This is a genomic window from Paracholeplasma vituli (assembly GCF_025446935.1).
GTDB classification, from domain to species: domain Bacteria; phylum Bacillota_I; class Bacilli_A; order Acholeplasmatales; family UBA5453; genus Paracholeplasma; species Paracholeplasma vituli.
The window spans coordinates 1-26899 of sequence record NZ_JAOEGN010000016.1; the positions used below are offsets into that span (position 1 = coordinate 1).

At 36.9% G+C, this 26899-nt stretch carries 33 protein-coding genes, 1 riboswitch and 2 other annotated features; of the genes, 6 read left to right on the forward strand and 27 right to left on the reverse strand.

The window, feature by feature from the left end; all coding sequences use genetic code 11:
* Positions 1-646: 646 nt before the first annotated feature.
* The 6 genes from N7603_RS09115 to N7603_RS07675 all read right to left on the reverse strand — a co-directional run bounded on the left by N7603_RS09115 (position 647) and on the right by N7603_RS07675 (position 4769).
* The gene (locus N7603_RS09115; protein WP_373425394.1) at positions 647-760 is read right to left on the reverse strand and encodes a poly granule associated protein; all 114 of its coding nucleotides are present in this window, start codon (positions 758-760) and stop codon (positions 647-649) included.
* Positions 761-1034: 274 nt separating this feature from the next.
* A complete protein-coding gene (locus tag N7603_RS07655; protein WP_262096841.1) occupies positions 1035-2207 on the reverse strand; it encodes a cation:proton antiporter in 1173 nt (390 codons plus the stop codon).
* Positions 2208-2240: 33 nt separating this feature from the next.
* Positions 2241-2312, reverse strand: a riboswitch (Fluoride riboswitch).
* 3 nt (positions 2313-2315) lie between these two features.
* The gene (locus N7603_RS07660) at positions 2316-2603 is read right to left on the reverse strand and encodes a YerC/YecD family TrpR-related protein (RefSeq protein WP_262096842.1); all 288 of its coding nucleotides are present in this window, start codon (positions 2601-2603) and stop codon (positions 2316-2318) included.
* Between the two features lie 10 nt (positions 2604-2613).
* The gene (locus N7603_RS07665) at positions 2614-3327 is read right to left on the reverse strand and encodes an amino acid ABC transporter ATP-binding protein (RefSeq protein ID WP_262096843.1); all 714 of its coding nucleotides are present in this window, start codon (positions 3325-3327) and stop codon (positions 2614-2616) included.
* Positions 3328-3984, reverse strand: a complete 657-nt coding sequence (locus N7603_RS07670) for an amino acid ABC transporter permease (protein ID WP_262096844.1) — start codon at positions 3982-3984, stop codon at positions 3328-3330.
* A complete protein-coding gene (locus tag N7603_RS07675; RefSeq protein WP_262096845.1) occupies positions 3984-4769 on the reverse strand; it encodes an amino acid ABC transporter substrate-binding protein in 786 nt (261 codons plus the stop codon). The genes N7603_RS07670 and N7603_RS07675 overlap by 1 nt, the downstream gene beginning before the upstream one ends.
* A 189-nt stretch (positions 4770-4958) precedes the next feature.
* On the opposite strand from N7603_RS07675, the gene N7603_RS07680 reads away from it, so the two are divergent.
* Entirely contained in the window at positions 4959-5288 is a 330-nt protein-coding gene (locus N7603_RS07680; RefSeq protein WP_262096846.1) for a Rieske (2Fe-2S) protein, read from the forward strand.
* 17 nt (positions 5289-5305) lie between these two features.
* On the opposite strand, the gene msrB is transcribed toward N7603_RS07680, so the two are convergent.
* The 8 genes from msrB to N7603_RS07720 all read right to left on the reverse strand — a co-directional run bounded on the left by msrB (position 5306) and on the right by N7603_RS07720 (position 9732).
* Positions 5306-5731, reverse strand: a complete 426-nt coding sequence (msrB, locus tag N7603_RS07685) for a peptide-methionine (R)-S-oxide reductase MsrB (RefSeq protein WP_262096847.1) — start codon at positions 5729-5731, stop codon at positions 5306-5308.
* 45 nt (positions 5732-5776) lie between these two features.
* Positions 5777-6112 carry a DUF952 domain-containing protein gene (locus N7603_RS07690; protein WP_262096848.1) on the reverse strand — a complete coding sequence of 112 codons (336 nt, stop codon included), beginning with the start codon at positions 6110-6112 and terminating at the stop codon, positions 5777-5779.
* A gap of 55 nt (positions 6113-6167) precedes the next feature.
* Positions 6168-6386: a YgaP family membrane protein gene (locus tag N7603_RS07695; RefSeq protein ID WP_262096850.1), complete on the reverse strand. Its 219-nt coding sequence runs from the start codon at positions 6384-6386 to the stop codon at positions 6168-6170.
* Positions 6387-6445: 59 nt separating this feature from the next.
* The gene (locus N7603_RS07700) at positions 6446-7480 is read right to left on the reverse strand and encodes an L-threonylcarbamoyladenylate synthase (protein WP_262096851.1); all 1035 of its coding nucleotides are present in this window, start codon (positions 7478-7480) and stop codon (positions 6446-6448) included.
* 98 nt (positions 7481-7578) lie between these two features.
* Positions 7579-8022, reverse strand: a complete 444-nt coding sequence (locus N7603_RS07705) for an arsenate reductase ArsC (protein WP_262096852.1) — start codon at positions 8020-8022, stop codon at positions 7579-7581.
* 86 nt (positions 8023-8108) lie between these two features.
* Positions 8109-8654 (reverse strand): DUF4256 domain-containing protein, encoded by a 546-nt coding sequence (locus N7603_RS07710; protein WP_262096853.1) that lies wholly within the window; start codon positions 8652-8654, stop codon positions 8109-8111.
* A 95-nt stretch (positions 8655-8749) separates the two neighbouring features.
* Complete coding sequence (locus N7603_RS07715) at positions 8750-9268, reverse strand: hypothetical protein (protein WP_262096854.1); 519 nt, start codon at positions 9266-9268, stop codon at positions 8750-8752.
* Entirely contained in the window at positions 9265-9732 is a 468-nt protein-coding gene (locus N7603_RS07720; protein WP_262096855.1) for a helix-turn-helix transcriptional regulator, read from the reverse strand. The genes N7603_RS07715 and N7603_RS07720 overlap by 4 nt, the downstream gene beginning before the upstream one ends.
* 442 nt (positions 9733-10174) lie before the next feature.
* Here N7603_RS07720 and N7603_RS07725 point away from each other — a divergent pair, with 442 nt between their 5' ends.
* Positions 10175-10591 (forward strand): DNA glycosylase AlkZ-like family protein, encoded by a 417-nt coding sequence (locus N7603_RS07725; protein WP_262096856.1) that lies wholly within the window; start codon positions 10175-10177, stop codon positions 10589-10591.
* 83 nt (positions 10592-10674) lie between these two features.
* On the opposite strand, the gene rlmD is transcribed toward N7603_RS07725, so the two are convergent.
* From rlmD to N7603_RS07745, 4 genes are read right to left on the reverse strand one after another with little or no spacing between them, the layout of a single operon-like run.
* On the reverse strand, positions 10675-11994 hold the full coding sequence (gene rlmD, locus N7603_RS07730) for a 23S rRNA (uracil(1939)-C(5))-methyltransferase RlmD (protein WP_262096857.1): 1320 nt from the start codon (positions 11992-11994) through the stop codon (positions 10675-10677).
* A gap of 9 nt (positions 11995-12003) precedes the next feature.
* The gene (locus N7603_RS07735; RefSeq protein WP_262096858.1) at positions 12004-12756 is read right to left on the reverse strand and encodes a hypothetical protein; all 753 of its coding nucleotides are present in this window, start codon (positions 12754-12756) and stop codon (positions 12004-12006) included.
* 8 nt (positions 12757-12764) lie between these two features.
* Positions 12765-13682 (reverse strand): D-2-hydroxyacid dehydrogenase, encoded by a 918-nt coding sequence (locus tag N7603_RS07740; protein ID WP_262096859.1) that lies wholly within the window; start codon positions 13680-13682, stop codon positions 12765-12767.
* A gap of 9 nt (positions 13683-13691) precedes the next feature.
* Complete coding sequence (locus N7603_RS07745; RefSeq protein WP_262096860.1) at positions 13692-13964, reverse strand: hypothetical protein; 273 nt, start codon at positions 13962-13964, stop codon at positions 13692-13694.
* 101 nt (positions 13965-14065) lie between these two features.
* Between N7603_RS07745 and N7603_RS09045 the strand changes: the two genes are divergently transcribed.
* Complete coding sequence (locus N7603_RS09045; RefSeq protein WP_308699554.1) at positions 14066-14917, forward strand: NAD(P)-dependent oxidoreductase; 852 nt, start codon at positions 14066-14068, stop codon at positions 14915-14917.
* Between the two features lie 21 nt (positions 14918-14938).
* Here the strand turns inward: N7603_RS09045 and N7603_RS07755 are convergent, their stop codons facing one another.
* From N7603_RS07755 to N7603_RS07770, 4 genes are all read right to left on the reverse strand, one after another.
* Positions 14939-16045: a GGDEF domain-containing protein gene (locus tag N7603_RS07755; RefSeq protein WP_262096862.1), complete on the reverse strand. Its 1107-nt coding sequence runs from the start codon at positions 16043-16045 to the stop codon at positions 14939-14941.
* A gap of 77 nt (positions 16046-16122) precedes the next feature.
* Complete coding sequence (locus N7603_RS07760) at positions 16123-17250, reverse strand: GGDEF domain-containing protein (protein WP_262096863.1); 1128 nt, start codon at positions 17248-17250, stop codon at positions 16123-16125.
* 24 nt (positions 17251-17274) lie between these two features.
* A complete protein-coding gene (locus tag N7603_RS07765; RefSeq protein ID WP_262096864.1) occupies positions 17275-17742 on the reverse strand; it encodes a hypothetical protein in 468 nt (155 codons plus the stop codon).
* An 85-nt stretch (positions 17743-17827) separates the two neighbouring features.
* On the reverse strand, positions 17828-18577 hold the full coding sequence (locus tag N7603_RS07770; RefSeq protein WP_262096865.1) for a hypothetical protein: 750 nt from the start codon (positions 18575-18577) through the stop codon (positions 17828-17830).
* Positions 18578-18681: 104 nt separating this feature from the next.
* Positions 18682-18926 (forward strand) — a binding site (T-box leader).
* 65 nt (positions 18927-18991) lie between these two features.
* Here N7603_RS07770 and trpB point away from each other — a divergent pair.
* Complete coding sequence (trpB, locus tag N7603_RS07775; protein WP_262096866.1) at positions 18992-20167, forward strand: tryptophan synthase subunit beta; 1176 nt, start codon at positions 18992-18994, stop codon at positions 20165-20167.
* Here trpB and N7603_RS07780 read toward each other — a convergent pair.
* From N7603_RS07780 to N7603_RS07800, 5 genes are all read right to left on the reverse strand, one after another.
* Positions 20164-20859: a YaaA family protein gene (locus N7603_RS07780; RefSeq protein WP_262096867.1), complete on the reverse strand. Its 696-nt coding sequence runs from the start codon at positions 20857-20859 to the stop codon at positions 20164-20166. The two genes, trpB and N7603_RS07780, sit on opposite strands and share 4 nt — an antisense overlap.
* A gap of 24 nt (positions 20860-20883) precedes the next feature.
* Entirely contained in the window at positions 20884-21630 is a 747-nt protein-coding gene (locus tag N7603_RS07785) for an amino acid ABC transporter ATP-binding protein (protein ID WP_262096868.1), read from the reverse strand.
* Entirely contained in the window at positions 21620-22297 is a 678-nt protein-coding gene (locus N7603_RS07790) for an amino acid ABC transporter permease (RefSeq protein ID WP_262096869.1), read from the reverse strand. Before N7603_RS07790 ends, N7603_RS07785 begins: the two co-directional genes overlap by 11 nt.
* A gap of 2 nt (positions 22298-22299) precedes the next feature.
* Positions 22300-23100, reverse strand: coding sequence for a transporter substrate-binding domain-containing protein (locus N7603_RS07795; RefSeq protein ID WP_262096870.1), 801 nt, complete (start codon positions 23098-23100; stop codon positions 22300-22302).
* A gap of 178 nt (positions 23101-23278) precedes the next feature.
* Positions 23279-23482, reverse strand: a binding site (T-box leader).
* A 91-nt stretch (positions 23483-23573) separates the two neighbouring features.
* The gene (locus tag N7603_RS07800; RefSeq protein ID WP_262096871.1) at positions 23574-24977 is read right to left on the reverse strand and encodes a flotillin family protein; all 1404 of its coding nucleotides are present in this window, start codon (positions 24975-24977) and stop codon (positions 23574-23576) included.
* 237 nt (positions 24978-25214) lie between these two features.
* Here N7603_RS07800 and N7603_RS07805 point away from each other — a divergent pair, with 237 nt between their 5' ends.
* Positions 25215-25883, forward strand: coding sequence for a hypothetical protein (locus N7603_RS07805; RefSeq protein WP_262096872.1), 669 nt, complete (start codon positions 25215-25217; stop codon positions 25881-25883).
* Positions 25884-25928: 45 nt separating this feature from the next.
* Positions 25929-26897, forward strand: coding sequence for an NAD(P)/FAD-dependent oxidoreductase (locus N7603_RS07810; RefSeq protein WP_262096873.1), 969 nt, complete (start codon positions 25929-25931; stop codon positions 26895-26897).
* Positions 26898-26899 lie beyond the last annotated feature (2 nt).

Sequence of the window (26899 nt, forward strand, 5' to 3'; positions counted from 1 at the left end):
TTGTATGACCATCATGATTCACAATCCTGTGTTTTACGACTATTATTTAAAGAAAAAACAGGAAGGTAAACATCATCGAGTAGCACTCGTTCATTTAGCTAAGAAGTTAGTTCGAATCATTCATCATATAGAAACAAACCAACTCGATTACGATTCAAGTAAACTACAATAGCTTATTATTAAATCTGTGGCGATTAAATAATAATCATCCATAATTGTAAGCATACCTCCATTTTTTTGTTGTTCGGGAGGTTTTTAGTATTTATCTGTAAATATCGCTTGACATTAGATAGTTAGTCACCTCAATCTTTACATCTCTATTATAATGAAATCGATTTCCTTTTACCAGTAAAAAAGGGTTACAAAATCCAACATCCTTAAGAATAGGTGTATTCAAGGTGAAAAACGGGGCACAAATCCGACAAGTGATCACGAGTGAGGCAACCGAGATGGGTGTCCCAAATACCAACAATCCGATGCATAATGAATATAGGAAGCCTTCTTTTGATACTTTATTATCCAAATTTACATATTTGATGCTTGTTCTTGAACTGTTTATCATCCAAATACAGTGTTATAAAACAAAAACATGTGAATAAGCGTTCGCTTACTCACATGGTGGTGTTTAGACCGTTTATTTACCTAACTATTTTTTAGGTGCTGGTTTTGCTGTTGAAGGTTTAGCTGGTTGAGCTGCTTGTGGTTTAACTGGTTGAGCTGCTGGTTTAGCTGCTTGTGGTGCTGGTTTCTTAGCTTGCATGTGTGGTCCCCCCCTTTCGTTTTAAAGTCGTTCATATTCGTCAAACGGCCCCGGTTTTGTTTGACAATCGCACCGATCAGAATCATCACCATAACGATGAAAATTTTGTTAATTGTCATTTAAAATGGGTTGCCTTTGGTTATCATTTGAGATTCTAGCCACATTATACTCCAACGGCTTAAAATGTAAAGAAAAAAACTTCACTTTTAGTTACTTTTTGAACGAAATTAGAAAAATCGAATTCGAGACCACATTTTTTGAATAAAGACCCTTTTCAGGATCTATTTTCATAGGTCAAAAGATGTGTTTTTGCTTGGTCGATTAGGAATGCTCCAAATGGGGCTGTCACCAAAATGGCAATCACTGCGATACCTAGTATCTCTACCCCGTGAGATAGACCTAAAGCCAATGGGATTGCACCAATGGAGGCTTGAACCGTTGCTTTTGGGATATACGATAAAGCCATAAAATGCTTTTCTTTAATCGTAATATTCGATTTTGACGTACTGATGTAAACCCCTAGTAATCTGAATACTAAAACAAAACCAATTAAACTGAGTCCAGGAACAATAATTTTAGGGATAATTGTAATATCCAATAGTGCTCCAATTAGGATAAATAATAACATTTCCATGAATACCCAGATTTTCTCGTACTTTTTCACTAGGCGATTTGCTAACACCGGATATACTTGATGTATGGTTAAAGCCATCGAAACAACAGCAATTAAGCCAGAGTAATGATAATTTTCTAATGCGTATAAAACTAAAGACAAACCGATGATAATGAGTACTTTGATAGTATCTCTCATATGATACTTTTGAAATAAGATCACTAAGACTTTACCTAATAGAAAACCATACAAAGCCCCAAGCAAAATTTCTATAGGTAACCAAGCAACAACTCTAAAATCAAAACTATTGGTTTGTTTTAAGGCTAATCCCACGGTAAATAATAAAATGACATAAATATCATCTGCAGAGGCTCCAGCCATAATCATTTGAGGTATACCTCTTTTGGTTCCTAAGTGTGATTCAATTAACTGAATCATACGTGGTACAATGACAGCGGGTGAAACCGCCGCTAGAATGGTTCCTAATATAAATCCATCCATCCAACTCCAACCAAACACATACTGAGTAAATAATAAGGTCCCAAGGATCTCAAAGGTTGCTGGAACAAAGGTTAAAAACAAGGCTGTTTTTCCTTGTTTCAATAGTTTTTGAATATCTAAAGATAGACCTGCTCTTAATAAAATGATTAAGAGCGATATGGTTCTTAAATCTTTAGATATCCCCATTAGACTATCATCCATTAAATCAAGTATATAAGGTCCTAACAAAATACCAGTTAAGATGAATCCAACCAAACTGGGTAGATTCATTTTTTTACAAAGCCAAGCGAACGACAACCCCATCAATAGGGCTAAACCTAGGGATAATAACATAGAACCTCCAAAAAGAAAGACTCCTACAACAAAAATGTTGTAGAAGTCATCAGCTAACGCGGTTTAAGTCATAGACTAAGGGAGCACTTCATTCCCGTTATAAAAATTTTATTTCTTCGGATTTTTGAGTAAGACTCTCGCATAACCACCGGATCCATAACGGACACAGGTAGAAACACGACTGAGGGTCGTTGAACTGATGTGGGTTTCCTGAATGATTTGCTCATAGGTTTTCCCTTGTAGTAAGAGTTGTGCAGCCTGTAAACGCTGTGCCATCGATTCAACTTCTTTGATGGTACACAAATCTTCAAAAAACGCATACACCTCTTCAAGTGTTTCGAGTTTTAGGATATTTTGAAATAAAACATCATTTATAGGGCTCTTCAGTTTCGACACGACTAGGACCTCACTTCAGAAAATCATCAAATATGCCATCTAAATTATCGATGTTTTGAATGTTTTCACTGAAAATGATACTCGAATTTTTCATAAAAAGCAACCTTGATGACACCATTTTCGCAAATCGTAAGTCGTGGGTCACAATTAGGATACCGATATTGTCTGCCTTGAGTTTTAAAATGATCTCAACTAAATCGTCGATTGACTTTACATCAAGAGCGGAAGTGGGTTCATCAAATAATAAGATTTCTGGCTGGGTTGCGAGGGCTCTCGCAATCGCAATACGTTGTTTTTGACCCCCAGATAATGTAATTGGATAACTGTCTTTCTTATCCAAAAGTCCTACCAATTTTAAAAGTCTGTCGGTTTCATTTGATAATTCATTTTTATCTTTCTTATAGACCAATCTAGGCGCCAGTTCGAGATTTTCTTTGACAGTCATGTGATCAAATAAGGCAAAATCTTGGAAGATAAATCCCATTTTTTGATATAGGAACTGTTTACGCTTCTTCTCTAACCCTTGAATCGATTCTCCTAAGATTAGGATGTCGCCACTACTACTAGATTCTAAGTTCGCAATCAGTTTTAGTAACGTACTTTTACCAGATCCAGAAGGTCCGATGATACTCAAAACGTCCCCACGGTCTAGGGTAAAACTCACATCGCTCACAGCTTGAACTTGTTTATAGGATTTAAATAAAGATTTGACTTCTAGTAACATTTAGTTCACCCCATAAGCAACAAGACGTTTTTTCTCGATGATTTTAAATAAATTGACAATAACATAAGTGAAGGCTAAATATAATACCACAGCAATAAAGTATGCTTCAACACGGAAGTCTTGGCTGACGGTCTCACGGGTATTTCTTAAAATATCGGAGATTGCGACCGCACTCACAAGTGCTGTATCTTTAACCAATGTAATCATTTCATTCGCGATTGAAGGTAATGTTTTGTGAATTGTTTGCGGTAAAATCACATAACGATACATTTGATATCGATTTAAGTTAAGTGCTTTAGAGGCGTCATATTGTGTTTTAGGTATAGCATTCATGCCCCCTCTAAAAATTTCAATGAAATAGGCTGTGTAATTGAGGATAAAAGTCAAAACTGCCCCAACCATTTCATCAAATAAGAAGAAACTACCAAAGAGGATTGGTAAGCCATATACAACAAAGAACAGTTGTAATAATAATGGGGTCCCCCTGACAACCAAAGTATATAAATCAATGATTCGATTAATAAAAGAGATATTGAGTTTTCGAATGACTGCTAGGGACAAGCCGAGAGGTATCGACAATAGCGTCATAGAAAAGACTAAAAGGGTTGTCTTAGACCCTTCTAGTAAGTATTGAAAAACCTCTAATAAGTATGCCATCACCCACGAATAAATAAGTTCACACCAAAGTACTTAATCGAAATCGGTTGAATCAATTGTTTTTCATAAAGTTCATCTAAAATCGCATCCACACGGTCACGAAGGGCTTCATCTTCTAAACGGAACCCAATGCCATATTGTTCACTACCGATGATTGCAGAACCAATTTGATATTGATTATTGTTTTTCATGACCACATAACGCGCATAGATTTCATCTACAATCACCGCGTCCACAAATCCAGCATTCATTGCGAGAATCGCTTCTGAGGATGTATTATACTTCTTCATTTCTTTAACACTACCAGTGATAACTGTATTTTTCGATACAGAGATATCTGCAGACGAACTATTTTCAACCCCAATGTTTTTATTAGCGAGATCTTCAATTGTATTCAAGTTAGAACCTGTTTTTGAAATGATAATCAAATTGTTATCAAAATACGGTTTCGAGAAGGTCATTTCGAGTTTACGTTCATCGGTAATCGTTAAGCCATTCCAAATCGCATCAATGCGTTTGGACTTAAGTTCAACCACTTTCGCATCCCAGTCAATGTAGCGCAATTCTAATTTAACGCCTATACGTTCGAACACCAGTTTCGCAATCTCGATATCAAACCCTGTGGGTTCGCCATCTTCTAAAAATCCCATTGGTGGAAAATCGGTGTAGCCTAATACGAATGTACCCTTATCTTCTATGTATTCTAAATCTGTCTTGGTATTTTGACAAGCAGCTAAGAGTGCTGTACTCACAAGGAGCATTAATAAAACAAACCATTTTTTCATGTATAAAACCCTTCCTTTATCTGTTATGGTTCTCATTATACTTTATCACTACATCGTGGTAAAGTATAAAACTAGTGAAAACGTATTCGCATTTTTATTAGTATATATACTAAAGTTCACACCGTTTAGCGACATTTTTTTTGAACTATTTCACTAACAAGGCTATAATACGATTAAGAGGTGATTGAGATGCTACAATATGCTTGTGAATTAAGTGTCTTAAAAGAAGCTTTGAAATTGCGTATTATGATTGATCAAGAGGCAATACTATTTTTATATCAAAATGGTACCGTATATGCCATCAAAGACCGTTGTCCACATTTGGGTGTTTCATTAGTACAAGGTAAGTATGACCCTGAAGGAGGCACAGTTACCTGTAGAGGACATGGTGCTAAAATCAATATAAAAACCGGTACTATTGAAGAGAAAGCCCATTTTGCATTCTTTAAACTACCCACCAAAAGTACGACTACATACACTACTAAAATCGTAGATAATCAAGTATTTATCGAAAAATAAAAGGCCGATTGGCCTTTTCATTTGAACAATTTAAGGTATTCACCATATCCAGCCGCCTCTAGTTCTTCAAGCGGGATAAACTTAAGTGAAGCTGAGTTTATGCAATAACGTAAGCCACCCAAAGCTCTCGGACCATCATCAAATACGTGTCCTAAATGACTGTCAGCTTCTTTACTACGAATTTCAATTCGAAACATCCGATGACTATAATCCTTCTTTTCAACTACTAAGTCTGGATTAATTGGTTTCGAAAAACTTGGCCAACCACAGCCTGAATCAAACTTATCTTTGGATGTAAATAGAGGGGTTCCATCGACGATATCGACATATAATCCTTCTTTTTTATTATCATGGTATTCATTTTGAAAGGCAGGTTCCGTACCGTTTTGTTGAGTCACACGAAATTGTAAGGGCGATAAATGGGATAAATCTTTGGTTTTCATAAATAAACCTCCATTGGTATTTGATTCTATTTTATCAAACCAATTTCATTCCTCAAAATGAGGTGCAACCCCAATTGGCCAAACAATTTGATTGTCTTTGATCACTAATGGAATTTGCCACAAAATCGCAGAGGGGTTGATTGGACCATAAATATGTGGGTAAAATAACTGATTGTTGTTTTTATCTTCATATTGACAAGGACTTTCTAATTTCGACTCATCGATACCAATCAAAAAGAGGTCCCCACGACCGATGAACTTATGTAAAATACGATCAAAAAGATCTATTGTCGATGCGTGAATAAATGGACCTTTTTTTAATAATGAAGTTCCGATGGGGCTTTCATTCAATTCGGATTGGGTGAGCGTGACTAAGATCATTGTTTTCTCCTAAAAAAAGAAATAATGCGCATTTCTGTCATTATTTCTCGAATAATTATTTCTTTTCTAATTTACAGGTGTTGATACCAAAAAGGGAATATAGTCCACAAAAGCTAAACAAAGCAGTTAGACTTAAAACAACTGCGAATACGAAGAGTACGACCGATAATGCGGCCAATGTATTCCACAATAGAATCCCAACGATGACTAAAACTGCTGCGATGCCATATCGAACCAATTTGTCAATAGAGCCCACATTTTTTTGTAGTTTCATAATGACCTCCTCCTTGGCTTTATTCTATGACGAATACATTTAATAACAAATTAGATTGCTTATAAATCCATAATTTGATAGCCAGCTGCTTTTTCTAAACGGTTCATCAAAGCATAACCGAGTTCATCCTTGTTCAAATAGTGAATGTAGATGTATTCAACTTGGTCCTTATCCATGTCTCTTAAGGCTGAGAACAAGTTATGAGCCATTTCTAATGGGTTTTCCTTAGACCCTAAAGCACGAACAGGGACAGTAAATAAGTGTTTATATTCAGTTTCACAAATGATTGCTACTGTATGACCTTGATGACGTTTTAGTTGTTCATGAACATAGTTAACCATCGCTTCAATCGGTCCTCTAATCAATAAGACGTCTCCTTTGGGCTTGTAATGCGTATATTTCATCCCAGGTGATTTGACTTTACCAGTTGGCTTTGTATCAGAAGCATCTAAAACAGGGTGTTTTAAAACCATTTCAATCATTTTTTTAGTGACAAATCCAGGTCTTAAAATGGTTGGAATATCTGATGTCATATCGATGACTGTGGATTCAAGTCCGATTTCAGATGGGCCCCCGTCAATAATGATATCGACACGGCCATTGAAATCGTCGTAGACATGTTCAAATAAGGTTGAACTGGGTTTACCAGATAGGTTTGCAGAAGGTGCTGCAATGGGAACCCCGGCTATTCTAATGAGTGTTTGGGCAATTTCATTCTTTGGAAAACGAATCGCGACTGTATTTAGTCCCCCTGTGGTTTCAAAAGGTACAGATTCATTTTTTTCGAATACCATGGTTAACGGTCCTGGCCAAAACGCATCCATCAGTTTTTCTGCTTCAAGATTCACAAATCGTACATAACGGTACACGTCGTTTCGGTCACCGATATGTAAAATGAGTGGGTTATCTGACGGTCTACCTTTTGCTTGATAGATTCTTTTTGAAGCTTCTGGATTTAAACCATTCGCACCAATGCCATATACAGTTTCTGTTGGAAATATGATGAGGTTACCCTCTTCGATGGTTTCTTTAACTTTAGTTTGATTCTCTCTGTTTAATAGGTCAAAAGCTGACCAACAAAGGGTAGTTTTCATGTGATGCACTTCACTTTCACGGGTATTATATCAAAAAGCATGCTGTTTGTCTTTAGAATATCCGATTGGATCAAAAATAAAGAGACCGTTTGGGTCTCTTACTTACGGGTTTTCGCGAACACTTCATATTCTAGAATGAAATTTTGAACGCGGGTTTTAATCTCATCTCGAATTCGGATTAGATCTGGCAAAATGGTGTCATAATCGCCTTTGAGTGCTGAAGGGTCTGAGATATTCCAATGGAAAGTTTTGAGCACACCAGGAAAAATCGGACATCTTTGACCACTTGCTTCATCACAAACCGTAACAACATAGGTATATCTGGTGCCTTTTTTTAGCATGTCAAATGTGGATTTGGTTCGATTCATGCTGATGTCAATCCCATCTTGTGCCATCACTTTAACTACATTCGGATTGAGTTTACCAGGTTCTAGCCCAGCACTTTCCGCATGGAATAAGCCTTTCCCCAGTGTGTTTAAATAGGCTTCAGCCATTTGGCTTCTCGCTGAGTTGTGAATACAAACAAACAGAACGTCAATCATGGTTTCCCCTCTTCTTGTCTTAATACCTTAATTATACACAATATAGCGAAATGTTGATTTCTCTACACTTTCATTTTACATACTTATTACAATTCAATGTAGCCTCTAAAACCACGGTCTTTATAGTAAGAATCCGCACCATTATGATAGAACCAAGTTTGTTTGTAGCGTTTATCTCCAAATAGGGCTCCTCCTAAATCACGAATCGCTTCTGGGGTTAGTAACCAGGATGAGGTTTTAGTATCAAAATCACCTAAGGATTGAAGGATAACATACATTTCATCCGTTAACATCTTTATGCCCATTTGACTAGCCATATTCATAGCAGAGTTTTCAGGTTTAAACTGCTTTCTCGCATCCAATGCTTTTTGATCATAGCATAAACTACGTCTACCTGAAGGCGACTCTTTTGAAAAGTCGACAACAAACATGGTTGAATTGATTGAAAGTATATCGGGTTCTCCGCCTGTGAGTTCCATTTGATCAATGGACCATAATAAAGCATCCTTAGAAATAAGTTTTTTCAAAACGTCTTCCCAAGTTATATCTGGATGACGTTTGAGATTTTGTTTAAATCGATTTTTAAGGATTTCAAGTAAAACTTCTTTACGTTCTTTCGTTATCTGTTTCAATTTATCACATCCTTTATAGGGTTATTATAATCGATTTTATTGTATTCTTCATTTAAGATGACTCAAAAAAAACGCCGATATGCATCGGCATTTTCTTATTTTTGACTTAAGATATGCTTGAACAGTCTTTTAAGGTCATCTTCTTCTAAAAACGGATATAAACCATCGAGTGTTTTCTCATTGAGACTGCCTTCAATATATGCATCCACAACGAAGGATAGATCTGAATCATCCACAAATGGTGCAATCATCATTGGGTTTAAATTGGGATACTGTCCGCTTAATGCCTTTTTAAACAATAATCCAGCGTCTTCTTCTTCGACAAACGGGAGAATCGCTGCGATGTCGAGACCTTCGAGTTCACCTTCATCGAGAATTTTTTGGACGAGTTCATGAATGGTTTCTTCATCCATAAACGGTAACATTTGAATTAAACGATGGCGTTTAGATCTAAATCTTGGGGGTTCTTCTTGAGTGAGGCTTTCCATAAACGCCTCTTTTTCATGTTCTTCAGTGAAGAGCAATGACTCTTTATCCGGGTATTTTCTCGCTTCATCTGTACTAATTTGGACATGGATTTCTTGTCCATTAACAATCATTTTCTTTAAAATCATGGTTTTCTGCCTCCTTTAGGTAGGGAATTAAATACATATTTTACTTCGCTTGTGGTCAGTTTTACGCGTAATTGTGATAGATTACAGGTGATTTTGTGTTCCTTGATCGCTTTCAATATTTGAAGACGTTCGATAGGTGAAAATAAATAGAGGGTATCCGGAATATTTATCTCTACTGCACCTTTACAAATTTGGTTAACGACATAATCACGACTGTGGTTTAAAAAGAGATTCGATTCTTCTATTTTTGAGGTTTCATTTAAACACAGTAAATCTTCAACAGGCACCTTAAATAGTTGACAAAGCGATACGATACCCTCGATTGAGGGTAAGCTGAGTCCGGTTTCCCATTTCGACAAAGCTTGTCTTGTCACATTCAAGCGATTGGCCAAATCATCTTGTGTGAGTGCTAAGTCTTTTCGATACGACGCAATTTTGGACCCAACTTTATTCGGATCAATCATAACTTTACCTCCTACACTTTCATTTTATCGGGTATTTAAACGTTTGTCACGCAACAGATAGTTGCAGTTGATGATAACAAAATCCTTATAGATAAACCGGATGGCATTTGTAGCTTGTAAGCGCGCTTTCAACCATAAAATTATGGAGCTTTTAGAAACACATATACTATCATTCGGTTTGGTATACAATAATTTGCATGATGTACGGTTTAAAATCTAATCATGACCTATAAAACGATTATCGTACACCTTTAAATACATGCTATAATTATTGAGATACATTACGTGAAATCCTGATATAAAGGTCACCTCTAGCGTGCTGAGGAAATTTATATAATTATTAAAGTTCTAACTAAAGAGGAAGCTCAAACACTGTTAGTTAAATACCATATGATCAATACCAACGATCACTTTAAAGGGTAAAGAAGGGATTCTTAAAGTGATGGAACGTCTCAATTCGATTCAACAAGACCCTTTGGATGTTGTTGGGAAAAACGTCGATTTAGTCATGCAGTCAAGAGTTATTGATTATCAAAGACAGAGTTTGGAACCCTTACTCTATCAAGACCGGCTATTAATTGATGGTTGGGATAAAATGATGGCAGTCTACTTAACAAAAGACTTCCCTAAATTAGAAGAGGTTAGATTAACGGTTGCTCAAGACCATAAACATGTTCTTGCCTACCGAAATCAATTAGTGGCATTGGACATTTTAGATGAGGTGTTTGTTTCTCTAAAAGATGTCCTATCTCGGTTTGAGTTTTATCTTAAACTCACTAATAAAGACACGCAAGGATTCTTTGATAAATCTGTACTGTCCGCTCATAAATTGATTAAAAATACCGATACAAGTGTATAATTTAACATTTTCATAAAACAAAAAAAAGAAGCATTTACCCCATTTTAGGGCTTGAATGCTTCTTATTTTTTTTGAAGCTTTTGTTAAGCTGTTTTTAGTGTAAGCAACACGACGTTTTCGATGTGGTAAGTCTGTGAGAACATGTCAACGGGCTGGATATCACCGATTTGATAAGATCGAGATAGTTGTTTTAAATCTCGAACTAAGGTTTCAGGGTCACAAGAGATGTAAACCATCTTCTTTGGTCTTAAGACTTGAATGGCTTTCACGAACTCTAAATCTAAGCCCGATCTTGGTGGGTCTACAATCACTGCGTCTAGTTTCATTTTTTGTTCAACTAGATGAAGCATGTAGTCTTTCGCATCCATCGCGACAAACTCAATGTTTTTAACACCATTGATTTCAGCATTTTTTACTGCGTTTCTAACAGATTCCTTATTGATTTCTACCGACATTACTGTTTTGACGTGATCACTCAACATCATCCCGATGGTTCCGATACCGGCATAAGCATCTAAAACCACATCATTTTTATTTGGTTTTAACACCTTCAAGACTTGGTTATATAAGACTTCTGTTTGGTGAGCATTCACTTGATAAAAAGTCTTAGGACCAATGATAAAGCGCTTGCCCATGAGGATATCTTCAATATACCCTTTACCGGTAATGACTTTTGATACTTCTCCAAGTACAATGGATGTTTTACGGTCATTGATGTTATGCACAATTGAAGTAATATCTGGGTGTGCAATCATGAGGTCTTTAACTAGGTTATTACGACCAGGGAAGATTTGTGAAGGGGTGATGATGACTACTAAGATTTGTTTGGTTTCGATACTTCTTTTAACCATGACATGACGGATGATTCCGGTTCTTTTGTCTTCATCGTAAGGTGTTATTTTGTGTTTTTTCATTAACACTTTAAATGTATTGATGATTTGATTAGCCACTTTGTCTTGAATATCACAATCATTGATATTGACGACTTTATGGGTATTTTCTTCATACAGTCCCGCAACAATCTTACCTTTGTGTTCCCTAAAGGTCATTTGGATTTTGTTGCGGTAATTAAATGGTTCTTTTGAACCAATTGGGTCTAATACATTCGTTTCTAATTGATACTTTGAACACAACTCAACGATTTGTTGTTGTTTGAGTTTGAGTTGGTCTGTGTAACTCATGTGCATGAGTTGACAACCGCCACAAGTATCAAATTTTGGGCAGCGTACCGAAACACGGTTTGGGCTATCAGTTAGGCGTTTGACAACGGTCAAACCTTGAGTCGTATGATCAACTTGGACTTTTTCACCTACGAGTAAGTTAGGTAGGGTAAATACTTGATTGTCTAACTCAACTACCGCGTAGCCTTGGGTATTAATTTGTTTGATTTCGATGGTTTTCATAGGGTTCCTTTAAAGTTGAAGGATTTTCTCAATTTCAACTTTGATTTTATCTTGCTGGGTATCTTTAAAATAAGATATGTCCAATGTTTTTAAATGATTCTTAATGGTTTGTTTCATATAGGGTTTGTAACGAATCCAAGTTTGACAACTATCGATGACTTCAATGATGGTTGTAAAATAGGGTAAGTTCAGTAATTCGAAATACTCATTGAGGTAGCCATCGTACTTATTCTTGGAGTCATATTTCAGACTTTTGGATAATAGCTGTATACCAAACGAGATATAGTTTCGTTTAGGGTGTCTCAACAAGAAGAGATAATCGATATCGGCAATTTCATTTTCTTCCAATAAATCCATCAATTTCAAGAACGCTTGTTCGCTATATTCTGGGTTTTTATCATCCAAAGCTTCGATTAAAGCTTTGGAATTAAACACGCGGTAACGCATGATGATTTCATCACAGATATCCTTTACGGCTTCAATGGCCTCTCGACTGGTGCGGTCAACTTTGATGGAAGTCACACCAAAAATGGCGTTTTTGAGTCGCCCTTTTGCATGTTGGATGCTTTCGTTATCGGTGGTATATAAACCCAAATAAGTCGCTGTGATGTCAAAAGCAATCACAACATCGTTCGTGATTTTAAACGCCGGTAAAGAATACTGAATGACCGGTTTTAATTGAGTTCGTTTTTCAACGTGAGCGAGAAGTTCATCCAAAATCAACTTTTGATCAATCGATAAGTCTTCTGTGTATTCTTCCATAATAACTCCTAAAAAGTAACGATATTTTTAAGGGGTTTGTTCTCGATAAAGCGTTTGAGATTTTCTTCAATTAAATCGTATAAACGCGACATCATATAAGGGCTTGATGGCGCATTATGGGGTGTAATAAATACGTTATCCATTTTCCATAGAGGGGATTCTTTTGGTAGAGGTTCTGGGGTCATGACATCCAATCCAGCCCCGCGAATTTGACCATTTTGTAAAGCTTCTATAAGCGCGTCTTGATCAACCACTTCACCACGTCCTACGTTAATTAATACCGCATCTTTTTTCATCCAAGACAGTTTTTCTTGATCAATCAACCGATTGGTATATTCATTGAGTGGGAGTGTTATGACAATATAATCACTTTTTTGTAAAACTGTTTTTAATCCTGAGTCGCCGAAATAGGTCTCATCAAACATCGGATTGGGTAAATCGGATTTGCGATAACTGATGACTTTAGCCCCAAATGCTTTTAAGCGAACCGCCGCAGCACTGGCGAGTGAACCAGAACCCAAGAATCCTACGGTTGACCCATAAATTTCAGGTTCAAAACGGTGTGGTTTCCAAATCGCTTCATCCATTTGACGGATATACTTCTTCACATTACGGTTTAATACTAAGATTTTAGTAATGATATCTTCAGCAATCGTAATGGCGTAGACATCTTTCGCATTAGCGAATTGGATACCTTTATCTTTAATCGCTTGAATATCCACTTGGTTATATCCGACCATAAGGGATTGAGCGAAACGAAGGCGTGGTAAAATAGATAAATTCGCTTTGTTCATAAATGCAGGATACATAATCACTGCTTCGATATTGGGATCGATTTGATCTGTAAACAGGATTTTTGGAAAAGTCGATTTAAGCTTTTCGATGTATAAATTGTCTAATACTTTTGGTTGAATAAATACCTTCATGCAATTCACCTACTTTTTAAGTTTAACAAGTAAGAAGATTAGGGCTGCTGGCCAAAATACAATCGCGAGAACGACTAAGATAATGATATCTTGTTCGCTTAATTGATTATTCTTTTTAGCCTCAGATTGAGAATTATTCGGATTGGATTCTAACGTTTCTGTTTTAGTTTCCGTATCAAAGGTTGAAACGCGGGTTTTGTGTCCACAAAATGGACAGGTGTCTTGATCGTCATAATACGTATTTTGACATTCACTACATTTGATTTGCTTAATTTCTCTCATTGATTTATCCTCTATCATTCTATTATAATCTAAGTGTAAGTATACCATACTCAGGGTCAAAAGACCATGTATGAATGGATATTTTTTATTAAAAAAAGGAGATTTTTAACATGAAGATTGGATTTATAGGTATCGGAATCATGGGTTTACCCATGGTACGTCATTTAAAGAAAACTGGGTATCCAATTTCAATTTATAACCGGACTTTCGATAAAATTAAGCATTTAAGTGAAGAATTTGAAGTTACTAATAGTCTTGAGGAATTGGTCAAAGATAAAGACATTGTCTTCAGTATCGTAGGTTATCCATCCGAAGTCGAAAGTGTGCTTTTTGAAAGCTTTAAATACGCCAAGAAGAAGGCAATTTTCATTGACATGACAACTTCTTCTCCAAAACTGGCCAGTAGATTAGCGAGGGAGGCAGATACATTAGGATTAACCTTACTAGACGCCCCTGTAACTGGTGGCGATATTGGTGCAATCAACGGTACATTATCGATGATGGTTGGTGGCGATGAAAAGGCTTATCAAAGCGTTAAACCGTTACTTGAAACCATGACTAAAAAAATCACTTATATGGGTTCTGCTGGGTCTGGTCAATACGCAAAACTGGCCAACCAAATTTGTATCGCAGGCAACCTAATGGGAATTGCTGAAGCACTCTCATTCGCAAACGATCATCACTTAGATTTAGATTCGATGTTACAAGTTATATCTGCTGGTTCTGCTGCTTCGTGGCAAGCCATCAATAACGGCCCTAAGATGATACATAAAGACTACAAACCAGGTTTCTATGTGAAGCACTTCTTAAAAGATTTAAGTCTTGCTTTAGAAGAGATGGTTACACCTCTACCGTTATTAAAACAGGCTCAACAAATCTATACTTACCTTAGTGAATCCCACTTAGACTCGGGAACTCAAGCTATCATTGAATATTATCTGATGAAACAATAAAGCACACCGACCAGTGTGCTTTTATCCTTCAGTGTAGAGTTCAATTTTGTCTTTACCATAAATCTTGGACTTATAAAGTGCAATGTCTGCGTTATCAATTAACTTCATATAAGTAATTTGAGATAAATCGGTTAAGTAACATAGACCAATTGAAATCGTCAGTTTACGATTGGTATATTTATTCCATATGTTCAGATTATCGAGGTTTAACTTAATATTATCTAGTTTTCTACGGATGACTTCGATAGTTTGACCTGAGAAGACACCGATAAATTCTTCACCACCGAAACGGGCGAAAAAGGTGTCACGATCCACTTGTGTTTGAATGAGTGTAGCCAATTTTTCTAGAATACTGTCCCCCTCCAAATGCCCATGATTATCATTAAAAAGTTTAAAGTCATCCACATCGAATAAAGCGATGCCCAGTGGAATGTTATTTTCTTTATTAAACTTAAACAAAGCTTCAATATGGAGGTTAAATGCTCTTCGATTTGGTAGTTTGGTCAGTTCATCGAGATGGCTATAAGCGACAAATAATTCTTTCATATATAGTTCACGACGACGAAGTTTTAGTACCATTATATTGACTGGTATTCCAATTAATAATCCCGTGACGATTAGGAACACATCCATTTGAAAAAGATAAAATGAACGGTCATGATATAAGAAGCTAATTACTAAAAAGAGCGTTGCAGAACCAACTTGATAAAGAATCAAGTCTCTTTCCTTTAATATAAATAATATTGGATAAAGTACCATGAATAGATTGAAAAAAACTGGTGGTATATCCCTTAAAATGAAGGTATTGATGAAAATCAACCCTAATGACATGCCAATAAGGAATGTTAAGATTAAATGATATACGTGTTTAGGTTTAATACGATTCGTTTTAATCATACGATCTGTGCTGTAAGTGAACACAATCAATAGACAATAAATGTAGACTAATCCAACATACAAAAAGTAATTTTCACCGAAAATTGTTAAACCAATAATGGTAAAAATACCGCAAATAAAAAGCGATACCAGTGACACCATTCTTAAGTTTTCGAGCGAATCTTTAGCGAGTTGTTGAGCATTTTTGCTCATATAGCTTGCTTTAATTTCGTCTTGTAGGGATTTGTTCAAATCATTTCCCCCTTTTAAGTGTGCAAAATGATTTTATCATATTTCTGAGATTTTTTCTTAAGAAAAAAAGAAAAAGTCTAGAAAGACTTCTTCATGTTTCTTTTATCGATATACATATCCTTATCTAACTGATTCATAAACTTATCGAATTGATCATACGAACCAAAGAACCGCCCATACCCAAAAGCTAAGCTCAAGGGAAATTCTAGAGTTTTCTCTTGATTGATAGCATCCAATTTGGCTTTAATACTTGTCACATAAACTTTCATGTCAATCGAGTGTTTCACAGACATAAATGCGATGAATTCATCTCCACCTAGTCGAGCAACAATGGCATCACTAGGCAATTCTTCTTTGACAATACTCACAACTGTTTTTAGTGCTATGTCACCAGCATGGTGTCCATAATTGTCATTGATGGCCTTTAAATCATTCAAATCGAAATATAGGACATCCGCTGGTTCAGTATTTCGCTGTTTAAACAAGCGATTAATGTGTAAGAAAAATGTTTCACGAGTCCAAGCGTGGGTAAGATGATCTAAGTGGATGACGCGTTGCTGAAGGAATAAATAGAGTAAGATGAGGGCACAGCCAACACTTGGCCATATTGTAAGTATCCCATAGTATGCTGCTTGAATGATGCCTCCAAAAATCGGTAAGGCCGTTGAAACCATGAGGATGATGAGATTTTGTTTACTGATGGTTTTCCAATTTTGAACCACTGTACCAACAGACATTAATACATAAAAATAGATCGATATGGTTACCAATAAATAACCTGATTGACGGGTATAGAGCCCATTTTCTATCGAAAAGATGAATTTTGTCCATGGGTTAGATAAAACAAGTATTATGTTGAGTAACTGTGGAAGAAAAATAAACACATGTCTTAGACTATTCTTTTTGAATGTTGGTGCAAACATAGATCGAATCAGGTAAAACCACAATAGAGTGATGATGGGGCCTACTAAGAACAACAGTGTATTTAGTACCATCGATAAACTTACTGTAAAGGCATCATTTTTTCCATCAATGATAATCGTATATGCTTCTACGATGAGTACAAAAATGATAATCCACGCAGTGATTAAGTAAGCTTTAGATACGGTATCTTTTTGATTCAAACGAAAATGTGCGATGATCGATATCAATAACAATAGAAAAGCAGTCATGAAACTAACGTCTGTTTGATAGTAGAGTTGCATCCAATCGCCTCCTTAAATTTTATTCTATAATTTACATTGGCTTTTTCGAATTTCACGAATTAACCACCAAAAACCCACAAATAAAAGGGCTAATGATATGAGTTTATAAGGTAGTCCTGCTAACGGTAAAACCGCAACAGAAAAGGTAATTCCAATAACGGTGAAAAATGCGATAACACAGGAAGTACAGCCATAGGTTAAGACACCAAATAGGACTGAAATCATGGTCATGAAGGTGCCTTTTCCTTCTTTTTTGGTAAGGTCAACCAGTGCACTTGATAAATTGAACATGAGTGCGGATAAAATTGCCATGACGATATTGAGTATGATGTTCACTGCCACTAGTCCATTGCCATAGGTATCAGACATTTTAGTGTAACCACCATTTAGATTATCCAGTAAAAAATAAATAACGAGGAAAAATCCACTGTAGATGATCAACGATGAAACATATTTGATGCTTTTTTGTTTTTGTAGTACAAGACTTAACATGCGATAATACTCCTTTAGTATGATGTAGCTATATTATACCAAACAATACAAAGTGCCGGTAAATACTTGCATACTTAAGCATTTATTACAAGAACTCAATCATATGATTAATCTCATCTGACATCGCTTTATTGACTTCAAAATGAGTTTCTAAGAATAAGAGAGCTGCTTTTGCTGAGGCTTTATTTTGATTGTAACCTTGTTTGATCTCAGATAGTATCGATGCAGCTTCCAGGATTCTAAATTCAATACGTCGTTCAAATACGAAAGGGTCGGTTAAAATCACGTGATCTTTGTATACACGAGGTAACAGCTCTGCAATTAAGCTTGCTGCATAAACCTGAATGAAACTAAAAGCACTCGCTTTTTCACCCCTTAAATCGCGTTTAAGCCCAATATAGAGATTACTCAATGCTTCATTAACCAAATATTCTATGCTTCTGTATTTAGGAGACGGTACATTTTTAGGAATGATCCAAGACAAATCAAAATCACGATGCTTATAAATGACTTGTCCAGTCGTAAATGAAATGCTTGGGAGTTCTTCTTTTTCAAATACTGCGAATTCAGCAAATACGCCAGATTTAAACAAAACTTTGTAGCCATCTTCAGTATTCTTGAATATGAAAACAATCGGTTCAATGGTTAACCATTCTAGATGATCGATGTAGTGTTGTTTTAACCCTGTTTCCACAATTAAGAAAAAATCCATATCGGAATAGTCATCAACACGTGTGGTTTCCGACATACTACCCAGTCCTAATAAACACAACACATTTGGATCTTTCTTTAATGCATCTCCGAGTTTATGAATTTGATCATACGCTTTGGACATCCTATCACACCCTTTCTTACTATTATACAGATTTGATATGCATATATCATCTTTATTGTAAAATTTTGACACTTGATTTTTACTTTCATCCTTCGTATAATGGTGTTAATTCGATGATTGAGATGAGTAATTTGGGTAAACGTATTTAGCGAGTGCATGGTGGTGAAAGATGCATATACTTAATAACCAAATGAATGGCCTCAGGAGAAGCTAGGGGAAATTAAAGTATCCGATGCCGTAGCCTACGTTATCAGGCAAAAATATTAAAGTCTTCAATGATGGCGTATTTTGTAATAAGAGGAAAATAATTCCTAAATTTGGGTGGTACCACGAGCATTTCGTCCCAAGCGAACGCGTGCTCTTTTTTTATACCCAAAAATACAAATACTCTTAGACTTTAAGGAAAGGTCAAAGATGGAGTTTGGACGTTTTGGGGGACAATTTGTCCCAGAAAAGATTTTAGTAGCAGTTAAAAAAGTAGAAAAAGCCTATGAAGAGGCCATGCAAGATCCGATGTTTATGCAAACCTATCGTGAATACTTGAAAGATTATGTAGGTAGACCCTCTTTACTTTATGAGGCAAAACGACTTACTGAAACTTTGGGTGGTGCACGAATCTTCCTAAAGCGAGAGGATTTAAACCATACAGGAGCACATAAAATCAACAATGTATTGGGTCAAGCTCTACTCGCAAAGCGAATGGGTATCCGTAAACTGATTGCGGAAACAGGCGCTGGCCAGCACGGGGTTGCTACTGCAACCGTTGCTGCGTTACTTAATATGGACTGTGAAATCCATATGGGGGCTGTAGATGTCGAAAAACAAAGTTTGAATGTGTATCGAATGCGGATGCTGGGTGCGAAGGTTGTCGTGGTCGAAGAAGGCCTTAAAACGCTTAAAGAGGCTGTGGATAGTGCCTTAATCACCTGGGCAAATGATTTAGAAAACACCTTCTATCTGATCGGTTCTGCCGTTGGACCCCACCCTTACCCAACGATGGTTCGTGAATTCCAAAAGGTCATTGGTGAAGAAATTAAAGCACAACTTCAAGAAAAAGAACAAAGATTACCCGATTACGTGGTCGCGTGTGTCGGTGGCGGTTCGAATGCCATCGGTGCATTTTACGATTTTATTCAGAATCCAAGTGTTAAACTCATCGGAGTTGAAGCAGCCGGCGATGGCATCGATACCAAACGTCACGCCGCAACAATGACTAAAGGCCAAACTGGCATCATCCATGGGATGCAAACCAAAGTGTTATTAGACCCAGATGGTTCAATCAGTGAAGTATATTCCATCTCAGCTGGGCTCGATTATCCGGGTGTTGGTCCAGAACACAGTTATTTAGAATCCATCAACCGAGTTCAATATGTAGCCATAAATGATCAAGAAGCCGTGGATGCGTTTATTAAACTAACCCAAACAGAGGGTATCATTCCTGCGATTGAATCGGGGCACGCTGTTGCATACGCCTTAAAACTAGCACCTTCTTTACCAAAAGAAAACATCCTCGTCATCAACCTTTCAGGTCGAGGAGATAAGGATGTCAAACAGGTCGCACGTTTTTTAAGCGAGACCTTAATAGATTAGAGGGTTCTTTGATAGGTCAAATCTAACCCATTTTGAGTGAGTGTATACCCATTAAACTCTTTAGGTAGGTCTTTAATATCATTAATTTCATTTAAGGCAATATGTCGTAATAAAGCCCCGCGTTGTTGTTTATTAAAGACAGAAATGGCTTTACAAACACCATTTTTACAATCGATAAAATGTACTTCGTAAACCGGAACAAACGGTTTAATCTTCACTGTGAATTCGTCACTTGCTAAACTGAGAATCGGTTCATTCTCTCCTTTGAACCGATTTTCATAGTGACTGTGCCACAATGAATTGAGGCTTAAACCTGATATTGTGTAATCTAAACGGTATGGTTTAATCGGTTCCAAAGGTCTAATTAAACCGTATAGCGCATCCACAATCCAAACATGATTTTGAAGGAAGATTCGTGCTTTTGAACTCAATGTAGTAGAATCTAACTTTTTAAAGGATTCTCCAAAGTATAAATCGATTGCATGATAGGCAACATTGTCTTTAAAATTTTGATAATATGCCTTTACATCAGGAATGAGTGCGTCGCTGACTTTAAATCGTTTTTTTATGGTTTGTTCATCCCAAGACGCAAGTTCTTCTACTAATTTTAAGGTTTCTTTGGTATAAATTGGAATTTCAGTTGAAGGTTCAATCACTCGAAATGATTTAGCTGGTGAAAATAAGATGATCATGGGTGACCTCCTCATCTTTAACCATTATAACGGATTCAAGACACTTTTCAAAAAGGTTGCAGTACGTATTTCTTTTGGGTTATTAAAAATGGCTTCCGGTGTACCCTGTTCAATGACCTTGCCTTTGTCCATTACGATGATTTCGTCTGCAAATGCTTTTGCAAACCCCATTTCATGGGTTACAACAATCATCGTCATACCTGATTCAGCCAGTTTCTTCATAACAGTAAGCACTTCACCAATCATTTCAGGGTCAAGTGCCGATGTAGGTTCATCAAACAACATCACTTCTGGATGCATCGATAAAGCTCTCGCAATCGCGATACGTTGTTTCTGTCCACCGGATAATTGGTTTGGATAGTGTTGTTTCTTCTCCAGTAAACCAACTTGTTCAAGTAAACCTAATGAGTTTTGAGTCGCTTCTTCTAATGGACGTTTTAAAACGTGAATTTGAGCACTATTAATATTATCTAACACCGTCATATGAGGAAACAGGTTGAAGTTTTGGAATACCATGCCCACATGTTCACGGTGTTTTTCAATTTTAAAATGAGGGTCAGTAATATTTTCACCTGATTTAAGAATTTGTCCCTGAGTAGGTTTTTCCATTAAGTTTAATGTCCGTAACAAAGTCGATTTACCAGATCCTGAGGGGCCTATGATGACATAGACTTTGTTTTTTTCTAAAATAAGACTCACATCATCGATAGCGATTGTACCGTCACTGAAGACTTTAGAGACATGTTTAATTTCAAATAGATTATTTGGCATCGGATTTCTTAAGTCTCCTTTCGAGCATTCCCATCAACTTTGACGTTGGGAATGTGAGTGCAAAATACAAAATCGCAACCACGATATACGTTTCTTTAACTGCGTAAGTCCCAGTTCTTACCATGGAAGCCATGTACATCAATTCCGCAATCCCAAGATACATGAAGATGGATGTCTCTTTAATCATGGTGACAAACTCATTACCTAAGGCAGGAATGATGTGTTTGATGGCTTGTGGTAAAACAACCACTCTAAGGGTTTTATTTTTTGTAAACCCTAAACTTAAAGCGGCTTCGGTCTGTCCTCTATCCACAGACAAAATCCCACCACGGATGATTTCAGATACATATGCACTCGAGTTGATTAACAGGGCTAACATGCCTGGTACAAACGAAGACATGTCGATGCCTAATAAGAGTGTTACTGGCAATTTAACAAACGAATAAATCAATAAAACTTGAACCAGTAGTGGTGTCCCACGAATGAGTTCTACATAACTGGTTCCGATAATATTTAAGGGTTTATGAATCGATAATCGCATCAATGCTGGAATTAATCCGAGCAGTGATCCGAATACGACAGAGATGACAGCTAATAAAAGTGTCATCAATAAACCGCTTAATAATAACCCAATATAGTAAGGGTCTAAGACAAAACTGAAATCCATAATTAGCTATTTAGGATAACAGCATCCGCAACGATTTGATCCATTTTACCGGATTCAATCAAATCCGATAAGACGATATTAATCAATTTTAAGAGTTCGATATTTCCTTTTCGAACCGCTACTGCTGAACCACCATCTGGGTCACCAATTGTAATGGATGCAATCGCAACACTGGATTGGTTTAAGACATAACCATCCGCTACTGGTTTTTCCATAACTACTGCGTCTACTTGTCCATCAATCAGTCTCATGACTAGATCAGGTACAGATTGAATGAATGATTTTTGAGCAGTTAAGAAAGTGTCTTCAACGAGTTCTTGTTGAATTGAACCCAATTGCGCACCAATACGAACACTTGCTAAATCCATGGTTTCAATCGAATTGAAGGTGTTTAACATGGACTTTTTGACCAAAACAACTTGAATGGCTTCATAGTAAACCATCGAGAAGTCAACTTGTTTAGCACGTTCTTCTGTTGGAGTCATCCCCGCTAATACGAAATCTACTTTACCATTTTCTAAATCGTCTAGTAAGAAATCAAAGCCTTTGTTCACTACTTTTAAGTTCTTGCTGGATGCTTTTGCAATTTCTTTCGCAATTTCAATATCAATACCCACCAATGTGGTTTTACCATCCACATTCATTGGCCATTCGTATGGTGCATAATCAGCCGATGTACCTAGGGTAATAAACCCTTCAAAATCTTCATCCAAAATATAGGTATAAATATTGGATGTGGTTTGACATCCACTAATTAACCCTACGAATAAAATCATTACTGCTACTAAAAATCCCTTTTTCATTTGTTCTTCCTCCTATAAATAAAAAAGTCCTGGCTAAAATAGCCAAGGACGGGTTTTCCGCGGTACCACCTTGTTTCTGGGGAAAGTCCCAGCACTCGAACCGTTAACGCCGGTATACGTTTAAATCATTCTTGAGTAAAACTTTGTACCTTAAAAAATAAAAATCCCTAGCATAAATGCTAAGGACGAATAGTTCGCGGTACCACCTTAGTTCTAGAATTAATCTAGCCCTCGTATCGTTAACGCCGACTTACGTTTAAACCTCAAGACTTTCGATTTAAAAGCTCCCAAGCACGTTCATTGTTTGACGCACCAGTTCTCACCAACCACTGGCTCTCTTAAGCTGTCAATGACAATTACTACTCTTGTTCATCGCTTGATACCTATTATAAATCTTTTTAAATGAAGTACAAGTGAATTTCAAATGAAAACGTTTTTAAAGAAAAAAGCATGGTCGCCCATGCTTTCTATCATTATTCTTTAGGTTCGTCTTTTTGGGTAAGTTTACCAGTCGCAAATCCAGCTAGAAGGCTAGCTAAATCAAGGCCTGTCGCTTCTTTAACAGATTCTAATACTTTCGTACTTGAATTCACGATATCGCCCATGAGTTTGGTTTGGTTGCCTTCACCATACATAACGATTTTATCGACTTTAGTTAACGGTTCAGCAGCAGCTTTAACAATATTTGGTAAGACATCGGATTTAAGGACTAATTCAAGGACAGCGGCAGATTCCATCTTCTTCATCGCTTCAGCTTTCTTTTCGATTGCTTCTGCTTCAGCAATACCAACGGCTTGGATACCAATCGCTTTTTGTTCTTGAGCAAACTTTTCAGCTTCTGCTTGAAGTTTTAGACCACGGGCAGCGCGTTCTTGTTCAGCAAGTAGGGCTTCCGCTTCTTTAGTACGCACGAAGAGTTCGGCTTCTGCTTTTTGTTCTCGTGCATAACGTTCTGCTTCAGCAGCTTTCTTAATGCGGGCTTCTAAGGTCTTTTCTTCGACTTCAACTTCTTTACTACGTAGTTCAATTTCTTTTTCACGACGCGCAATTTCCGCATTTTGTTTAGAAATGTTGATGGTCTTCGCTTCGTTAGCGTATTGAATTTCGTAGGAGGCATCGGCGGTTGCTTTCGCAATATCTGCTTTTTGTTTTAATTCCGCTTGTCTTAACGCAAGGGAGTTATTTTGTTGTTCGATTTCAAGTTCAGCTTTAATGCGGGCATCGTTCGCAAGTTCTTTTGCTTTCGAAGTTGCGATTTCAACTTCTTTTTCGGAGTTAGCTCTTGCAATCGAAGCGTCTTTACGAATTTGTGCGATGTTATCGACCCCAAGGTCATCAATAACGCCATTCTTGTCAGCGAAGTTTTGGATGGTAATGTTGACAATGTCTAATCCCATCTTCTTCATATCTGCTAGTGCGGATAATTTAACTTGTTCAGCAAATTTATCGCGGTTTTGAACGAGTTCGCGGAGTTTCATTTGACCAATGATTTCACGCATGTTACCTTCTAATACTTCTTTCGCAATTTGTTTAACGTCTTCAAGCGATCTCGTTAAGAAGATTTCACCGGCTAAACGAATCGAAGCTTCATCAGATTGAATCTTGATGTTCGCTACACCATCGACGAAAATGTTGATAAACTCGTTTGTAGGCACCGCTGAGGAGGTGCGGATATCGACTTGAATTAAGTCGAGTGGTAAATAGTCAATTCTTTGAATAAATGGAATGCGAATGGTCGCTTTTCCGGTTACGATTCTTGACCCATTAGGTCCTGTGATAATAACGGCTTTGTCAGGACGTACCTTAACATAAGACATGATGAATAATAATACCAATAAAGCAACTACAATACCTAAAACAATAAAGAGTGTGTCCATGTTTCATCTTCCTTTCAACGTATTCATTTTATAATAAAAAAAAGGAATATACAATATGTTTTAAAAAAAACTATAATTTTACATTCAACTTCTCTCATAACCTCAAGAATTAGCGGTTATGGGGTTTTCTTCTTTTTTTGAAAATAGACGATAAAAACAGGGATTTTTTGCACTTTTTTGTTGTTTTTAAGGCATTTTTCAAGTTTTCATGTTATAACTGAATAAAGGGGGAATACCATGCCAAGAGTTGCGAGAAGACAAATGGATGCGAGCGTGTTCTTAATCGTCCAGAAAAGTCATTTAAAACTGTTTCGATCGAATCAAGATCGAAGCCAATTTTTGAGTTATCTTAAAGAAGCTAAACTCAAATATCAATTCGCGTGCTATGGGTTCTCACTGTGTGATGATGACCGATTTGGACTCATCATCCATGTTAAACACCAGACCATTTCCAAAATTATGCAATCCTTAATGATTGCTTATGCGAAATACTATACTAGCGATGAACCTTTGTATAAAGAACGTTATAAGAGCTATCCTATCTATAATGAGATCGATATGGCAAACGCCTTCAATCAACTCCATCAAACCGATTCACCTTACGCATCGCTTTGTTATTATAATGGTACGCGTGAAGACTCCATCCAATTGATTGATTACTATACAAAACAACCCTTTGACCTTAAACCCGTTAACAAAACGCCACTGCCTGATAAAGTTGTTGCACTCTGTAACGAACACCACTGCACAAGTGAGGAAATTAAAAAGAATAAAACCCTGAGAAATCAGTGTATTTTAGAAATCTACCGTGAAACTGGTTGTAGTTTAAAAGAATTATCCATACTTTTTGAGATTTCAACCTCAATGGTATCCAAGATTATCAAAAATGAAGCAAACCAGTTGTAATTCAACATTCGTCCCTCTATAATGAATGTGAAAGGTGGTTTTATGATGTTTAATTTCCAAATTGAGAAACCTAAGACCGCACCTGTTGACTACCAAACCCTCTATGATTTCATCGCTTTAGGCTTAGGACCTGCCGGTATGAATGGGGCCTTATATGCTAAACGTAAAGGTTTAAAGACCTTATTGGTTGGGTACGACTTAGGCGGACAGCTCAATAATACAAGTGATGTTGATAATTATCTAGGATTAGGTAATATTGACGCATCCGATATGATTCACAAATTCAATACGCACATTAAAGAACTTGAAGTCCCGATTTTGAGTGAAGTTAAAGTGATTTCGATCCAAAAATATGAGCACTTTGAGATTGCACTAGATAACGGTGAAACCTTAAAGACCAAAACGCTATTATACGCATTTGGCGGGAACCCTCGTAAATTAGGTGTCCCTGGTGAGTATGAATTCGCCTCTAAAGGCGTCTCCTACTGCGTGACCTGTGACGCTCCGTTTTTTAAACAAAGACACGTGATTGTGGCAGGCGGTGGGAATAGTGCACTAGATGCAGCGATCGACTTAGCACGATTGGCATCAAAAGTCACGATTGTTCACAGAAGCCAATTTAAAGGCGACCAAACAACCGTAAATCAACTTAAGAAAATGCCAAATGTTGAAATGTTCTTAGAAACTCAAATCTTAGAAGTCAAAGGAGAAATCACCATGACAGGTGTTCAAGTCTTGGATAAAAAAACAAAAACCGAACGCTTCATTGAAGCCGATGGCATATTCATTGAAATTGGACACATTCCTAACTCCAATTTACTAGAAGGGTTGGCAAACCTAAACAACAGTAAAGAGATTATTGTTGACCGTTTCCAACAAACCAATATTGAAGGATTATACGCAGCTGGCGATGTGACTGATAATCCAAATAAGCAAATCATCATCGCTGCTTCTGAAGGCGCTGTTGCAGCCTTAATGGCGACCAGTTATATCAATCAAAAAGGAGATAAATAACC

Coding starts and splice junctions, on each gene's coding strand:
- N7603_RS07700 (WP_262096851.1), bottom strand. CDS start 7,480: ATGAAAACTACCCTTTGTTGGTCAGCTTTTGACCTATTAAACAGAGAG.
- N7603_RS07715 (WP_262096854.1), bottom strand. CDS start 9,268: ATGATTTTAAAGAAAATGATTGTTAATGGACAAGAAATCCATGTCCAA.
- N7603_RS07675 (WP_262096845.1), bottom strand. CDS start 4,769: ATGAAAAAATGGTTTGTTTTATTAATGCTCCTTGTGAGTACAGCACTC.
- N7603_RS07810 (WP_262096873.1), top strand. CDS start 25,929: ATGTTTAATTTCCAAATTGAGAAACCTAAGACCGCACCTGTTGACTAC.
- N7603_RS07665 (WP_262096843.1), bottom strand. CDS start 3,327: ATGTTACTAGAAGTCAAATCTTTATTTAAATCCTATAAACAAGTTCAA.
- N7603_RS07725 (WP_262096856.1), top strand. CDS start 10,175: ATGGAACGTCTCAATTCGATTCAACAAGACCCTTTGGATGTTGTTGGG.
- N7603_RS07740 (WP_262096859.1), bottom strand. CDS start 13,682: ATGAAGGTATTTATTCAACCAAAAGTATTAGACAATTTATACATCGAA.
- N7603_RS07670 (WP_262096844.1), bottom strand. CDS start 3,984: ATGGCATACTTATTAGAGGTTTTTCAATACTTACTAGAAGGGTCTAAG.
- N7603_RS07655 (WP_262096841.1), bottom strand. CDS start 2,207: ATGTTATTATCCCTAGGTTTAGCCCTATTGATGGGGTTGTCGTTCGCT.
- N7603_RS07785 (WP_262096868.1), bottom strand. CDS start 21,630: ATGCCAAATAATCTATTTGAAATTAAACATGTCTCTAAAGTCTTCAGT.
- N7603_RS07745 (WP_262096860.1), bottom strand. CDS start 13,964: ATGAGAGAAATTAAGCAAATCAAATGTAGTGAATGTCAAAATACGTAT.
- N7603_RS07780 (WP_262096867.1), bottom strand. CDS start 20,859: ATGATCATCTTATTTTCACCAGCTAAATCATTTCGAGTGATTGAACCT.
- rlmD (WP_262096857.1), bottom strand. CDS start 11,994: ATGAAAACCATCGAAATCAAACAAATTAATACCCAAGGCTACGCGGTA.
- N7603_RS07765 (WP_262096864.1), bottom strand. CDS start 17,742: ATGTTAAGTCTTGTACTACAAAAACAAAAAAGCATCAAATATGTTTCA.
- N7603_RS07735 (WP_262096858.1), bottom strand. CDS start 12,756: ATGGAAGAATACACAGAAGACTTATCGATTGATCAAAAGTTGATTTTG.
- msrB (WP_262096847.1), bottom strand. CDS start 5,731: ATGAAAACCAAAGATTTATCCCATTTATCGCCCTTACAATTTCGTGTG.
- trpB (WP_262096866.1), top strand. CDS start 18,992: ATGGAGTTTGGACGTTTTGGGGGACAATTTGTCCCAGAAAAGATTTTA.
- N7603_RS07695 (WP_262096850.1), bottom strand. CDS start 6,386: ATGAAACTACAAAAAAATGTGGGCTCTATTGACAAATTGGTTCGATAT.
- N7603_RS07795 (WP_262096870.1), bottom strand. CDS start 23,100: ATGAAAAAGGGATTTTTAGTAGCAGTAATGATTTTATTCGTAGGGTTA.
- N7603_RS07680 (WP_262096846.1), top strand. CDS start 4,959: ATGCTACAATATGCTTGTGAATTAAGTGTCTTAAAAGAAGCTTTGAAA.
- N7603_RS07805 (WP_262096872.1), top strand. CDS start 25,215: ATGCCAAGAGTTGCGAGAAGACAAATGGATGCGAGCGTGTTCTTAATC.
- N7603_RS07720 (WP_262096855.1), bottom strand. CDS start 9,732: ATGATTGATCCGAATAAAGTTGGGTCCAAAATTGCGTCGTATCGAAAA.
- N7603_RS07770 (WP_262096865.1), bottom strand. CDS start 18,577: ATGTCCAAAGCGTATGATCAAATTCATAAACTCGGAGATGCATTAAAG.
- N7603_RS07800 (WP_262096871.1), bottom strand. CDS start 24,977: ATGGACACACTCTTTATTGTTTTAGGTATTGTAGTTGCTTTATTGGTA.
- N7603_RS07760 (WP_262096863.1), bottom strand. CDS start 17,250: ATGCAACTCTACTATCAAACAGACGTTAGTTTCATGACTGCTTTTCTA.
- N7603_RS07790 (WP_262096869.1), bottom strand. CDS start 22,297: ATGGATTTCAGTTTTGTCTTAGACCCTTACTATATTGGGTTATTATTA.
- N7603_RS07705 (WP_262096852.1), bottom strand. CDS start 8,022: ATGATTGACGTTCTGTTTGTTTGTATTCACAACTCAGCGAGAAGCCAA.
- N7603_RS07690 (WP_262096848.1), bottom strand. CDS start 6,112: ATGATCTTAGTCACGCTCACCCAATCCGAATTGAATGAAAGCCCCATC.
- N7603_RS09115 (WP_373425394.1), bottom strand. CDS start 760: ATGCAAGCTAAGAAACCAGCACCACAAGCAGCTAAACCAGCAGCTCAA.